Source organism: Corynebacterium sp. 74A (assembly GCF_008930665.1).
Taxonomy (GTDB): domain Bacteria; phylum Actinomycetota; class Actinomycetes; order Mycobacteriales; family Mycobacteriaceae; genus Corynebacterium; species Corynebacterium megadyptis.
Map to the genome: position 1 here is coordinate 327,563 of NZ_PQMG01000001.1, position 13,578 is coordinate 341,140.

General features: G+C 63.1%; 13 protein-coding genes. 4 read left to right on the forward strand and 9 right to left on the reverse strand.

Annotated features, from left to right (window positions below; all coding sequences use genetic code 11):
- Positions 1-8 precede the first annotated feature (8 nt).
- From GBB11_RS01415 to GBB11_RS01425, 3 genes are all read right to left on the reverse strand, one after another.
- Positions 9-347, reverse strand: coding sequence for a hypothetical protein (locus tag GBB11_RS01415; RefSeq protein ID WP_151548732.1), 339 nt, complete (start codon positions 345-347; stop codon positions 9-11).
- A gap of 153 nt (positions 348-500) precedes the next feature.
- Positions 501-2,381 (reverse strand): ferrous iron transport protein B, encoded by a 1,881-nt coding sequence (gene feoB, locus GBB11_RS01420; protein WP_225979085.1) that lies wholly within the window; start codon positions 2,379-2,381, stop codon positions 501-503.
- A 219-nt stretch (positions 2,382-2,600) separates the two neighbouring features.
- Positions 2,601-2,834 (reverse strand): FeoA family protein, encoded by a 234-nt coding sequence (locus GBB11_RS01425; protein WP_151548734.1) that lies wholly within the window; start codon positions 2,832-2,834, stop codon positions 2,601-2,603.
- A gap of 362 nt (positions 2,835-3,196) precedes the next feature.
- Here GBB11_RS01425 and GBB11_RS01430 point away from each other — a divergent pair, with 362 nt between their 5' ends.
- Together GBB11_RS01430 and GBB11_RS01435 are read left to right on the forward strand one after the other, a co-directional pair.
- Positions 3,197-3,955, forward strand: a complete 759-nt coding sequence (locus GBB11_RS01430; protein WP_151548735.1) for a hypothetical protein — start codon at positions 3,197-3,199, stop codon at positions 3,953-3,955.
- A 106-nt stretch (positions 3,956-4,061) separates the two neighbouring features.
- Positions 4,062-4,574, forward strand: a complete 513-nt coding sequence (locus GBB11_RS01435) for a hypothetical protein (protein WP_151528596.1) — start codon at positions 4,062-4,064, stop codon at positions 4,572-4,574.
- On the opposite strand, the gene miaA is transcribed toward GBB11_RS01435, so the two are convergent.
- The gene (gene miaA / locus GBB11_RS01440; RefSeq protein ID WP_151548736.1) at positions 4,571-5,521 is read right to left on the reverse strand and encodes a tRNA (adenosine(37)-N6)-dimethylallyltransferase MiaA; all 951 of its coding nucleotides are present in this window, start codon (positions 5,519-5,521) and stop codon (positions 4,571-4,573) included. The two genes, GBB11_RS01435 and miaA, sit on opposite strands and share 4 nt — an antisense overlap.
- Positions 5,518-6,141, reverse strand: a complete 624-nt coding sequence (locus GBB11_RS01445) for a hypothetical protein (protein WP_151548737.1) — start codon at positions 6,139-6,141, stop codon at positions 5,518-5,520. Before GBB11_RS01445 ends, miaA begins: the two co-directional genes overlap by 4 nt.
- A 172-nt stretch (positions 6,142-6,313) precedes the next feature.
- Here GBB11_RS01445 and GBB11_RS01450 point away from each other — a divergent pair, with 172 nt between their 5' ends.
- Both GBB11_RS01450 and GBB11_RS01455 read left to right on the forward strand, forming a co-directional pair.
- Positions 6,314-7,678, forward strand: a complete 1,365-nt coding sequence (locus GBB11_RS01450) for a DUF349 domain-containing protein (RefSeq protein ID WP_151548738.1) — start codon at positions 6,314-6,316, stop codon at positions 7,676-7,678.
- A gap of 132 nt (positions 7,679-7,810) precedes the next feature.
- On the forward strand, positions 7,811-9,058 hold the full coding sequence (locus GBB11_RS01455) for a hypothetical protein (protein WP_151548739.1): 1,248 nt from the start codon (positions 7,811-7,813) through the stop codon (positions 9,056-9,058).
- Here GBB11_RS01455 and GBB11_RS01460 read toward each other — a convergent pair.
- The 4 genes from GBB11_RS01460 to recA all read right to left on the reverse strand — a co-directional run bounded on the left by GBB11_RS01460 (position 9,055) and on the right by recA (position 13,354).
- The gene (locus tag GBB11_RS01460) at positions 9,055-9,744 is read right to left on the reverse strand and encodes a hypothetical protein (protein ID WP_151548740.1); all 690 of its coding nucleotides are present in this window, start codon (positions 9,742-9,744) and stop codon (positions 9,055-9,057) included. The genes GBB11_RS01455 and GBB11_RS01460 overlap by 4 nt on opposite strands.
- Before the next feature lie 140 nt (positions 9,745-9,884).
- On the reverse strand, positions 9,885-11,372 hold the full coding sequence (miaB, locus tag GBB11_RS01465; RefSeq protein ID WP_255441536.1) for a tRNA (N6-isopentenyl adenosine(37)-C2)-methylthiotransferase MiaB: 1,488 nt from the start codon (positions 11,370-11,372) through the stop codon (positions 9,885-9,887).
- A 237-nt stretch (positions 11,373-11,609) separates the two neighbouring features.
- Positions 11,610-12,221 carry a regulatory protein RecX gene (locus tag GBB11_RS01470; protein WP_151548742.1) on the reverse strand — a complete coding sequence of 204 codons (612 nt, stop codon included), beginning with the start codon at positions 12,219-12,221 and terminating at the stop codon, positions 11,610-11,612.
- Positions 12,221-13,354: a recombinase RecA gene (recA, locus tag GBB11_RS01475; protein ID WP_151548743.1), complete on the reverse strand. Its 1,134-nt coding sequence runs from the start codon at positions 13,352-13,354 to the stop codon at positions 12,221-12,223. Before recA ends, GBB11_RS01470 begins: the two co-directional genes overlap by 1 nt.
- Between the last annotated feature and the right edge of the window lie 224 nt (positions 13,355-13,578).

Here is a 13,578-nt window from a genome sequence, read left to right on the forward strand (position 1 = left end):
TCGACGTCTTAGCCACGCGGTGGCCGCGGGCTGAGGGTGAGGGTGACGATCCCTCCTTTGCTGTCGCTGTGGGTGGGGACCTCGCAGGAGCCGTGGTCGCTACAGCTCGCGCAGGAGCGGGAGGTGGAGCAGGCGGACACCTGTAGTTTTCGGGTGAGCAGGTTCATGCGTTCGAGCTGGTCGAGCCCAGCGCGGATAACCGAGGCGTTCAAGCCGGTGGCCGCGGAAATACTACCGATGGTGCTGGCACCCTGCAGGATGGCAGTACGGATGGCGCTGAGCGGGCGTACCGGTGCTGAGGAATCAGCACTGGCTTCGGCGGGAGTCGACGACGATGGTGCAGTCATGACAATGTCGCTGTCTTTGATAGGAGAGGATAAGGACTGGCCAGGCGAAGTATCGCGGGGCCGAGATAGGACCGCGTCGCTCGCCTCGCAGCCAATGGTGCTGGCCACGAGGTGTGCGTCGATACGCAGCGTGCGGGCGCGGCGGCGGTGGGTTTAGAGGATGAGCTTGAGTACCTGGAAGACGGCCACGGCCAACACCCACGCGGTCAGTAGCTGGAAGCCGATGCCCACCACGGTCCACTTCAGGCCGATTTCTCTGCGCTGCGCGGCAAGCGTGGCCACGCAGGGGGTATAGGCGAGAATAAAGATCATAAACGCCCACACCGCGGCGAGGGTATGGCCGCCGGAGGTCTCCTCGAAGTCGCCGCGGACGGCCTTCGCCAGCGGCGAGGAGGCCTGTTCCGTCGGGCTTTCATCGGTGACGTCGTCGAGCGCATAGGTTTGCGCCCACGAGGCGATCACGGCCTCCTTGGCCACGAAACCGGTAATCAGCGTGCCAGTGATAGACCAGGAGCCGAAACCGGCCGGCTCGAATATAGGCGCGATCGTCTCGGAGACCTGGCCATAGACGCTTTCGCGGGGGCTGAGGTTCTCATCGGCGAAGGAGTACTCGTCGGTGACGGGGATGGATTGCAGTAGGAACACAACGGTGACGGTGGCGACGATGATCGTACCGGCTGTGTGCAAGAAGCCGCGCAGCCGCACCCAGGCGGAGGCCAGGGTCAGCCGCAGCCGAGGCACCTGGTAGTCGGGCAGATCGATCACCAGCGGATCCGAGGGCATATTGCGCCATAGGGTGCCACGCATCAATAAACCGGTGCACACAATCAACGCGATCGAGATGAGGTACATGGCAAATACCGCCGTCCCCGCGTGCTGCGGGAAGAAGGTGGCCGCGAGCATCACATACACCGTCAGGCGCGCCGAGCACGAAGTGAAGGGAATAAGAAGCGCGGTGAGCAGCCGCTGGCGCGGATTGGGCAGCACGCGCGTCGCCGAGATCGCCGGTACATTGCAGCCGTATCCCACAATCAATGGAATGAAGGCGGTGCCGGGTAGGCCGATGGTACGCATGACGCGATCAGTCACCACGGCTGCACGGGCCATGTAGCCGGAGTCTTCCAAAATGGCCAAGCAAATAAACATCAACGCCATCAGCGGGGCAAAGGTGAGCACCATGCCCACGCCGGCAATGAGGCCGTCGACCAGCAAGCCTTCGATGACTCCTCCGCCAAGGCCCACTGCGCCGAGTAGCGCTCGGGCACCAGAGCTCACAGGCCCGTTGAAGAGATTGTCGAGGGCGTCTTGCAGTGGCACCGCCACGGTGGTGGTGATCTGGAATACCAGCCACATCACCCCGAGGAACACCACAAGCCCCGCCCAGCGATTCAGCGCCACGGCATCGATCTTCTCCGACACACTAGGTCCGTGCTCGCCCTCGTTGTTCACCGCAGCCTGGACGGCCGCGTCGATATAGGCGAAGCGTTCATCGGCGGCGTCGAACTCATCCGCGGGTGCTTGTCGACGCTGTGTCTTCGGCGTGTTGAGTTCCAATTCCACAGCTTGGGGCAGGGCCTCGACATTCTTCATGCGCCGCGGATCCACATCGATCACCGGCATGCCCAGTGCCGCGGACAGGGCGCGGGCATCCACTGGCATCCCCTTGGCTGCGGCCATATCGTTTTTACTCAGGGCCACCACGACGCGTAGGGGCTGCTCGGCCAGCTGGGAGATCATGTACAAACTACGGGCCAAGTTGGAGGCATCCACCACGGCGATCACGCAGTCGGGCTTATCCTCATCGGGACCGTCGATAAGCACATCGGCGGTGAGTTGTTCATCGGGGCTGACGGGATCCAGAGAATAGGCACCCGGGAAATCGATGAGATCGTAGGTACGTCCATTGTGTTTCCACAGCACGCGCGAGGTTTCCACGGTGGTACCCGGCCAGTTACCGGTGCGGGCCTTGGTACCAGTGAGGGCATTGAGCAGGGTGGATTTGCCGGCGTTGGGGGATCCAACGAGAGCCACCACAGGGGTTCCTTCGGGGGCGGCTACGCCGTGAGTGGAGCTGTGACAAGACGGTGTTGAAGCCACGGGCTGGCCTCTTTTCTTCCAATTAGGGGGTGAACGGCACACTCCGTCGGGAACATGGGCTCTGGCGGAGCACAGGATGGTATGGCGCCACTTCATGTGCGACCACATGAAGTGGCGCGGGGGCGACAACGTTGTTTTCAGCTAAGGCTGGGCGTATTAGACCTGCAGACGCATTGCTCGCGCGGTATGGGCATCAAGCGCATAGCGAGCGGAACCGACGCGGACAACAACGCCGCCGCCGGCTGTGTGGTGAGTGATCTCAATCGAGCAGCCTTCACGGAATCCGAGCTGCGAAAAACGGCGGTAACACTCGGGGCTGACACTATCGGAGTCAATGCCATCGAGGCGGCCGCGCTGACCTTTCTCCATCTCGGCGAGAATTGCAATCATGGATAACCTCTTATCCGTTTCAAAGGGTGAACTATTTAATCCTAACGCCACACGCCAAGCCAAGGCTATGCTGGCCAAGTATGAGAATGTTCTCAGTGAGCAATGCCTCACCTACCCAGCGTTAATGGATCACAGTCGATGCGAGACATAACGGTCCTCACACCCCTTCCCGCACTGCCCCGCTGCCGCCCGCGAACCCGTGGGTGCCCCCGCCTCGCCACCCGCTTCTACCCCACCCTCTGAGAGGGAAAACGCAGGTCATACTGAGCTGTGGTTATTACCACAGAAATCCACGGATTATCTAGGGAAAATACCGTGGGCTGTATTTTTATCTCGTTGTGTCCTTGCCTACCATGAGTCTCATGACCAGTGACCTTAAAAGTATCGGCATGGACTTCCCCGAGTGGCAGGACGCAGTAGAGGCTGCTATCTCCTCCAACCAGCTCGCCGTCACCGGCGAGGTCGGCGATGGCCAGCTTGTGCAGTTCACCGACGCCTCCGGCGCCCAGATCAACATTCTGGCCGCCGAGCCCTTCTCTACCTATGCGGGTTTCCTCTCCCCGCTCGTGGCGCGCGGTCATGTCACCATGGTCAACGATGTACTCGGCCAGATCGAGGTGCTCGATGATCAAGACGAGCCCATCACCACCCTCACCGCCAATATCGCTCAGGGGCCGCTGCTCGTCGAGGACGGCCAGCAGCGTTTCCAAGAGCTATCCATTACCGCTCTGGGGATTTCTTTGGCCGGTTTTAGCGATCCCGATAGCTATATCGCCTCCAGCTCTGGGCTGAAGCTCGGTACGGTCCTCTCCCACGGCGCCGAGGTGATTGCCGCCGGGGATGGCTCGACCCCGCCCGACTCGGCCGCCCAGATCGCCTTCCAGGTCTCTCACTCGGAGTACCGCACCAATGCCTTGACCGGCCAGCGCTTCATCTATGTGCGCGTCTCCTCTCCCTTCCCCATGGATCTGTGCCTGCCCGCCGACTCCGATCTGCCCACACCCGGCTCGGTGATCGCCGGGCGCGTGTCCCTGACCGCATCCATCCTCGCCCCCAGTGGCGGCGGCTGCGGCTCCGGCGGCGGCTGCGGTTGTGGTTCGGGAGGCTGCGGCAGCCACTAACCGGCTGGGCGGAGGCAGGGGAACAATTCGCCAGCACGACTCGTTGCCCCCATGTCCCCCATCATCGAGTGAGCTACTCGCCGCCGCGAGAACAGAAAGGAGCGCAGTGCGAAACCATTGGCCGTCCCTCGACTGGACCCACTACATACTGCTGGTGTGTTGTGTCGCCCTCATCGTCTTCCTGCGCTTCGAAGGCATCATTTTGGTGCTGCTCGTCTCCGGCGTGGTGTGGTATACCCTGCGCAATCGCCCCGATAGCAAGGAGACCGCCGCCGTGGTCTCTTCCATCCGCTATTCCGCGGAGGATATTCAAGACACCATCAGCGAATACGAGCGCTTTCTCACCGGCACGGACACCGATTCCATTGCCGATCGCACCTTGCAGCGCCCGGCGCTGGCCGATCCCGATTGCACGGACCCAGACATTGAAGAGTTCCACCACGAGTACTCCACGGCCAAGCGCTTCCTTAATCGCCTGAACTCCAAGCTGGAAACCCACGATACGATCCCGCAACTGGAGTCTTTGCTGGCGATCACCGATCGTCGTGCCGCCGCGCTCGAGGAGCGCTATCAAAGCGCTCGGCGCGCCGCGCTCCGCTTGGGCCACGACTACAGCTAGTTCTTCGCCACCACTGGGTCTTCGCCATCGCTATAGCCCCACCGGCGCAGCTGCGCTCGCGCCTGCTCGAGCGGGTTGTCCGCAGCGTCAATCCAGGTGATGCGCGGATCGCGTTTAAACCAAGAGCGCTGGCGCCGCACATAACGCCGGGTGGCGCGCACCGTGTCCTCATATGCCTGCTCGGCGCTGATCTCTCCACGCAGATGCGCCAATACCTGGGCGTAGCCGATCGCTCGCCCGGCCGTCGAGCCAGCAGTGAGCCCGCGCTCGCGGAGGCTGCGGACCTCCTCGATGAAGCCCTGGTCAAACATCTCGCGGGTGCGCTGCTCGATTCGCGGGCCCAGCCAGTCCATGTCTACCGCGAGTCCCAAAAGATGCGTGCCCCACCGCGGTGGGTTGTCCTTCGGCGGCTGGGACGCGGCATAGGGCTTGCCGGTCAGCTCGATGACTTCAAGGGCGCGTACATTGCGCCGGGGGTCATTCTCCTCGATGATCTCCGCTGCCGCGGGATCCACGGCACGCAGCCGCTCATGCATGCCGGCGGGGCCGATCTCTTCTTGCAGCGCCATATAGCGGGCCCGCACCTGTGGGTCGGTGGGCGGAAACTCCCACTGGTCCACCACCGATTGCACATACATCATGGAGCCACCCACCAGGACCGGAACTGTTCCGGAACCGCGGAGACTCTCCACTACCCCGCGCGCGGTCTTGCCGTATTCGGCCACCGAGGCGGTGTGGGTGACATCCCAAATATCGAGCAGGTGATGGGTGATACCGCCCCGCTCTGCTGGGCTGAGCTTGGCGGTTCCGATATTCATTCCGCGATAGAGCTGCATGGAATCGATATTGACTACCTCGCCACCGAGCTGCTGCGCTAGGGCGATACCGAGACTCGACTTGCCAGAAGCGGTGGGGCCGACAATAGCGAGAGGGGTGCACTGGCTCATGCGGCCATCTCCCACTCCGCTACGAAGCGGCCTACCCCGCCGGTGGTGTCTTCTGCGAGGAGCTGCTGCGCTGTGGCCTGCTCGCGGAGCTCCCACAATTCCATCCAGGGCGCTGGGTCAAGCACCCCAGCCCGAGAGAGATCGGAGTAATGCCACTGCTCGGGGCTATCGCCGCGAAGCAGCTCACGCACAAAGCTCTGGGCATCCTCGGCCTCAGGGTGGAAGCCGCCGGGGGCTCGCTCGGTCAATGTCACGGGGCCATCGACGAGCACAATCACCAGCTCGGCGTGGACAAGCGCCTCGATCTTTTCGGCACAGGCGGTGATCTTCTTTTCTTGCTCACCCAGCAGGAGCCGGGCGATGATCTCGCCCAGGAGGTGTCCGTCTTGGGCGCGCGGCAGCTCCACCCCGGGTGCCCAGGCGCTGAGCGAACCGAGGAGCTCGGTGCGGCATTCCGGGGCGGCGGAGCGCATCACAGCGATACTGTCGACAGCGGCGGCGCGCGTGCTCAGGATGCTGCGGGCCGCCTGGCGCAGGCGCGCTGATCCCTCATCATGGGGAGAGACACCCTCGATCAATGCTGGGGAGGAGGGGATGACCACGATGTGCCGCACAGACAACTCCAGACCTTGACTGATTTTTCCTCGGAAATTTAGCTTAAACCATCGGTGCTGCCACCTAGGGTTCTCCCCTACGTGCCCCCAGCAGAGGTGCTAGGGTTTTTGTCAGTTCGTGTTTATTGGCAGCCGTGCCGCGCGGCAGCGTTACAGACTTATAAGGATTCCTCACGCCATGACTACTCCCCCGAGCCCCACACCAGGTCCGCGTCCGGGCCCCCGCCCCGGCGTCACCCCCGGAGCCATGCCGGGAGCCACGCCCGCGCCGCGCCCCAGCGCGGTAGCACGGCCGGCGGCACCGCATGCTGTGCATATCCCGAAGTCGGATCCGTCCCGCTTCGGCCGCATCGACGAGGACGGCACCGTCGTGCTCATCACCAAGGCCGGTGAGCGCGTGATCGGCTCGTGGCAGGCCGGCTCCCCCGAGGCCGGTTTGGCCCACTACGCACAACGCTTCGCTGATCTTGCCACCGAGGTCGAGCTGCTCGAGGCCCGCCTCAAGGCGCACCCCGATGATGCCGCAAATATTCGCACCTCGGCGGCCGCGCTCCGAGAGTCCCTGCCCGAGGCCACCGTGATCGGCGATGTGGACAATCTCGATGATCGCCTCGCGGAGATCATGAACGAGTCCGTGGAGGCCGGAGAGGAAGCCAAGCAGCGCAAGGCCGAGCGCCGCGCCCGGGCCATCGCCCGCAAGGAGGAGCTCGCTGCCGAGGCCGAGAGTATCGCCGCGGACTCCACCGAGTGGAAGGCCGCCGGGGACCGCCTGCGCGCCATCTTGGATGAGTGGAAAACCATCCGCGGTATCGATCGCGCCACTGATGATGCGCTGTGGAAGCGCTACTCCAAGGCCCGCGATTCCTTCAACCGCCGCCGCGGCTCCCACTTCGCGGAACTCGACCGCAACCGCGCCGCCGCCCGCCGCACCAAAGAGGCGCTGGTGGCCAAGGCCGAAGAACTTAAGGACTCGACTGACTGGAACGCCACCGCTGGGGAGTTTCGCGAGCTGATGAAGCAGTGGAAGGCCGCCGGCCGCGCCCCGCGCGAGGTGGATAATGCCTTGTGGGCCTCTTTTAAGGCCGCCCAGGATCACTTCTTCCAAGCCCGCAATGCCCTCAACGAGCAGCGGGACAAAGAGTTCCAAGCCAATGCCGAGGCCAAGGATGAGCTGATCGCGGAATACACCCCGCTGATCACCCCGGAAAAGGACCTCGAGGCCGCCCGCACGAAGCTGCACGAGCTGCAGGAGAAGTGGGAGGCTATCGGCTATGTGCCGCGGGCGAAGATCCGCGAGTACGACTCCAAGATCAAGCAGCTCGAGGACAAGGTTGCACGCGCCGCGGACGAGCAGTGGCGTCGCACCGACCCCGAGGTGCAGGCCCGCGCCCAGCAGTTCCTCGACCGCGTGGATGAGTTCAACCACCAGGCCGCCGAGGCCGAGAAGGCCGGCAAGACCAAGGACGCCGAGAAATACCGCGCCCAGGCCGCCCAATGGCAGGAATGGGCCGACGCCGCCACTCAGGCGGTGGACAACCTCTAAGCCCTTAAACGGCGCTTCTTCACCCCACCACCCACGAGACACCCCATTTAGCCGTCTCGTGGGTGGTGGTCTCTGTGGCGCGGGTGACCACCGTGTAGCAGGTATAGGCCCACCGTTTAAGCTGGGTGGACGATGACTGTCTATCACTTCTCCCCCATCGCCGCCTTACCGCGTACTGACGCGATCAATACCAATCTCAAAACCCTCGCGCTCAGCGACGGGTTCCGAGCGCAGATGCTCGCCGGCACTGCGGATCGTTCCTTCTCCGTGGAGCGGCTGTGTTCCTGTCTCATCCCTGCTCCCGATGCGCGCAGCACCATCCTGCTGCTCAGCGCGGATCACGATCTGCAGCTCAGCCCCGCTCACGCGCTGGATAACAGCGTGGCTCTGCCCATAGCCGCGGCGGAGGCGGACGCAGCCACTGCCCACGCCGTGGATGAGGTGGTGGATTTTAGCTATGGCATCATCGTCTCCCTGCCACTGCTCGAGGACGGCTGCGCCGCCACCGTCGAGCTCATCGCCGATGTCGAGGAACTCGTCCTGCTCGGCGAAGAGATGAGCGAGCAGCAACGCCAGCGCTACTACTACGCACTCGAGCTGGCGCGGCTCTTCGCCGCGCGTGCCGAACGCACTCTGCTCACCACTTGGCTCGAACAACCCACCGTGGATACCGGCGATAATCAGGCCCCCGCTGAGCTCCCCTATACGCAGCTCCTGCAGGACGCCGGGTTCTCCCCGGTGCTGCACACCGTCCAAGGCTATGTGCCGCTGCCGGTCACCGCCCCCACAGTGGCGAGCTGGGAGCGGCTGCACACCGCGGTGGCTCAGTCCGGCATCGCTCAGGATGGCAAGGCACAGGACGGCACGGACGCGCAGGTGCGCTTCGAGTACTTCTGCGATGAACTACCCAGCCCTATGCGACAGCAGATCACTGAGCTTTATGCGCTGGCGGATAGCGATGCGCCGCGGCGCGACTTCGTGGGCGAAAACGAGCGCTGGGACCGTGGCCGCTTGGATGCCATCACCCGCCTCGCCCAGGAGAATGGCACCCGCACTCACTTCGGCCTGCTCCTGAGCGGCCATGGCGAGGCGAGCACCGTACTGGCCTTAAGCGTGATTGCCCAGGCCACCGGCTCCCGCGAGGATGTGGCCGAGCAGAACGTCACCGTCACGGCACGCTCGGTCCGCGGATGTGGGGCGGGGCTGCTGGTGAAGCAGGAACTCCTGCGGGCACTGCATGCGAAAGACCCGCGGCTAGCGCGGGTCTATACCTCGGTGGAGGTGTCCAATAAGCCGATGCTGGCGGTGAATACGGCGCTGGGTTTCCACCCGATTAGTCGGGCCACGGCCTATCAGCGTCATCGCCCGCTGAGCGCTTAGTCCTCAGCGTCGGTGGCGTCGGTGCTGCGGGGGCGGTGGCGCTCCGAGGCCTTCTTGCGGCGATCATCGACGAATAGCGGGCTGTCCTCATAGCGAGAGAAGCGCCGCCCCACGCTCGCCTCACGTTGAGCGTCGGCCACGGGATCATCCGAGCCGGCTTCGCGGCGGGCATCTTCAATATCGAGCTGTTCCTCGCTGCGGCGGAAGATCAATCCCGTCATGATCAGCAAGAATGCAATGGCCACGATTCCGCTTAAAGCGGCACCAAACTCGGTGCCCGAGGAGCCCTCGGCGCGCAGCCGAGTCTGCCCCATCCAAATCATGAACATCGCCGCAGTGCCCGTGATGCCGGCGAATACCCAGTTGATGTAGGTCAGCAGCATGCTTCGCGACGCCACCACCACGAGATTCACCACCACCATCGACACGAGCCCCAGAATCACAAAGAGGCGTTCGAGCGGGGTGGCACCAAATTCGAGGGCCTTATCGTTCATCACCAGAATGTCGAAGCCATTGGCTTTGCCGGTGAAGGGAAGGATCAAGGTGATGAGAAACAGCACGAAAACGGCGATCAGGCTGATCCACGTGGAGCCCATGTCCACCTTTTTCGCTGCCTGCTTCTCGAGGCCGGCGAGATCATCGGCCGAGAGTAGCTTCTTCTCGGCGGGGGTGTTCGCTTTATCCACTAGGGGTTCATCTCCACTGTGTAGTCGATTCCATCCACGTGCGCGACCACGTGGTGTGGCCTGCAGATACTAGAACGGAGGGCGCAGCGGGTTGCGGGTGCGCACTCCCCACATATTGTAGGCCAGAGTCGCCTCAAGCCCTAGGAAGAGGGGCGGATACCCGGCAGGCCAAGGCCCACCCCCACTGGTTCGGTCGTGGGCCGCTTCCCCGCCTCGGACATATCCCCCGCCTTGGTGCGGCGGTGGCTCAGCACACCACCATCGGCGAGGAGGAAGTGCGGGGCGGAGTCCGTGACGGTCACCGTCACCACATCGCCTGGACGGATCTGCTCTCCCATATCCGCGCCCTGGGCGTCGATGGGGCTAAAGTGCACGAGGCGGCCATCGCGGGCTCGGCCCGAGACGCGCTTGGTGGCGCTGTTCTTCCTGCCACCGTCGGCCTGCACCAGCAGCTCCACCTCGCGGCCATGGAAAGCGGCGTTTTCCTCTTCGCTGATACGCTCCTGCACTGCCAGCAGCCGCTCATAGCGGTCTTGGACTATGTCCTTGGGGATCTGATTGTCCATTTCCGCGGCGGGTGTGCCCGGGCGCGGAGAGTACTGGAAGGTATAGGCGCTGGAGAACCGAGATTTCTCTACCACCTCTAAGGTGGCTTGGAAGTCCTCCTCGGTTTCGCCGGGAAAGCCCACAATGATGTCGGTGGTAATGGCGGCGTGCGGGATCTTCTCCCGCACTTCATCGAGGATACGCAGGAACTTGCTGGTGCGGTAGCTGCGGCGCATCTTCTTCAGCACCTCATCGGAGCCGGACTGCAGCGGCATGTGCAGCTGCGGGCACACCGAGGGGGTCTCGGCCATGGCGTCGATGACATCGCTGGTGAACTCCGCGGGGTGGGGGCTGGTAAAGCGCAGCCGCTCCAGTCCCTCGATGTCGCCGCAGGCGCGCAGCAACTTAGAAAAGGCGCTGCGATCGCGCTCGAGATCGGGGTCGACGAAGTTCACACCATAGGCGTTGACGTTTTGCCCCAGTAGGGTCACCTCGGACACGCCCTGATCGACCAAGGCCTGCACCTCGGACAGGATATCGCCGGGGCGGCGATCCTGTTCCTTGCCGCGCAGACTAGGAACGATGCAGAACGTACAGGTGTTATTACAGCCCACCGACACGCTCACCCAGCCGGCATAGGCGGATTCGCGCTTCGCTGGCAAGACCGAGGGGAATTGTTCGAGAGCGTCGACGATCTCGACCTCGGCATGGCGATTGTGACGGGAGCGCTCCAGTAGCGTGGGCAGCGAGCCAATATTGTGGGTGCCGAACACCACATCTACCCACGGCGCTTTGGACACCACGGTGTCCTTGTCCTTTTGCGCCAAACAGCCACCCACGGCGATCTGCATGCCCGGGTGCTTATCTTTCACCGACCGCAGATTGCCGAGGGTGCCATAAAGGCGCTGGTCGGCGTTATCACGTACGGCACACGTATTAAACACCACGAGATCCGGGGTGGCGCCTTCTTCCGCCGGCACATATCCGGAGTCTTCGAGCAGACCGGAGAGACGCTCCGAGTCGTGCACGTTCATCTGGCAGCCGAAGGTGCGGACCTCATAGCTGCGGGCGGAGTCGGACACAAGACTGGTTTTTACACTGTGCTGATTCTGGGGGTGAGACACGGGTAGTCATTCTAACGATCTGGGTCGAGCCAACATAATGCAGCAATCGAGGGCCGATGGCGTGAAAAGACAAACGTCTCCAGCAGCAGCCCCAGCTCTGGCGAGTGAAGACGCTTGCACGCAAGTGCCGCAATAGGTGCGACGGGAGGCGTTCTCTCCCGCCCACGGCGTGACCTGCGCCCACGACACGAAACCTTAATCGTCGAGTTCTGCGATCCTCGCGTCGAGGGCGGCGATGGCAATACCCATGCTCATGTGCTGGGTGAAGCCTCGGCGAGCGAGGGCGCCGACGATGCGGCGTAAGTACTTATTTCTTTCTGCGAAGTCGGCAGGCGGCCGCGCAATGGAACGGGCTTTCTTTTCCGCCACGGCCTCGGCCACGCTGCGTTCGTCGCTATCGTCGACCTGCTGCAGCGCCTCGGCGCGGGTATCGGCGCCGATTCCCTTATCTCGGAGTTCGCGGTCCAGTACTGCGCGGCTTTTGCCCTTGCGATGGCGCTGCCGCACCCATTCCGAAGCGAAGAGGGCATCATCGATGAGGCGTTGGGAGATGAGATCGTCGATGACCGCGTCCACGACCTCGGGTGGGTAGTCATAGCCGAGCAGCCGTGTCCGCATCTCGTGTTCCGAGCGCATGCGGTGGTTGAGCAGAACGAGCGCCTTGGCGCGCACGGTCTGGCGCTCTTCTTCCGCGTGCTCGTCGAAGAGCCCAGGATTGCCCTCGCGCTCATAGCGCTCGAGGGCGTCGGCGAGCGCCCGCAGCTTGGCGTTCTTCTCTTCCCAGGACTCGGCGCTGTGCTGTGTCATTACTCCTCAGAGTCGTCTCCCAGATCGACATCATCAAAGTCCACATTGGGCACCATGTCCACCGGATCGTCGGTGAGCGCGTCATCGTCCTCGAGATTGGCGTACTTGCCTACCTTCAGCTTGCGCAGGATCTTATCCTCGATCTCATTGGCCAGGTCTGGGGTGTCCTTCAAATGCAGGCGCACCTTTTCTCGGCCCTGACCGAGCTGATCACCGTCGTAGGTAAACCACGAACCGGATTTCTTCACGATGCCATTTTCCACGGCGAGATCAATGATCGAGCCCTCACGGGAGATACCTTCGCCGTAGATGATGTCGAACTCGGCCACCTTGAATGGCGGCGACACCTTGTTCTTCACCACCTTCAGCTTGGTGCGGTTACCCACCGCATCTTGGCCATCCTTCAGGGTTTGGATGCGACGCACATCGCAGCGCACCGAGGAGTAGAACTTCAAGGCTTTACCACCGGTGGTGGTTTCCGGCGAACCGAACATCACGCCGATCTTCTCGCGCAGCTGGTTAATGAAGATCGCGGTGGTGCCCGCGCTGTAGAGGGCACCGGTGAGCTTGCGCAGCGCCTGGCTCATCAGTCGCGCTTGCAGGCCGACGTGGCTATCGCCCATATCGCCTTCGATCTCGGCCTTCGGGGTCAGCGCGGCCACCGAGTCCACCACAATGATGTCGATAGCCCCAGAACGCACCAGCATATCGGCGATCTCGAGGGCCTGTTCGCCGGTATCGGGCTGGGATACCAGCAGCTGGTCGGTATCCACGCCCAGCTTGCGGGCATAGTCCGGATCAAGGGCGTGCTCGGCATCGATAAAGGCGGCGATACCGCCGGCGCGCTGCGCCTCGGCTACCGCGTGCAGCGCCACGGTGGTCTTACCGGAGGACTCCGGACCGTAGATTTCCACAATGCGCCCGCGCGGGAAGCCGCCAATACCCAGGGCGATATCAATAGCGGTATTGCCCGAAGAAATCGCGCTAATCGGCGGGCGATTCTCATCACCCAGGCGCATAATTGAGCCCTTGCCAAAGTCCTTCTCAATCAGCGCCATGGCCGATTCGAGGGCCTTGGCCTTATCATTCGACGCACCCTTGGGGGTCTTCGACTTGGTCTTGCGTGCTGCCATTGTTGTCTCGTCTCCTGCTATCGCTTGGTTGTTTTTCACCGATGCGCCACCAGCCCTAGCGGGCTGTGCGCATCGTGGTGGCTTTGTGCGCCCGTATATAGCCATCGCCGTATGGCGCCACGCTACCGGAGGACTCGAGCCACCAATATCTTCTATAGACGCTCAGGCTCCTGCAGCGGTTCCGCCACGCGAGTGCCCTCTGGCTGCGCGCTGGGCGGCGCGCT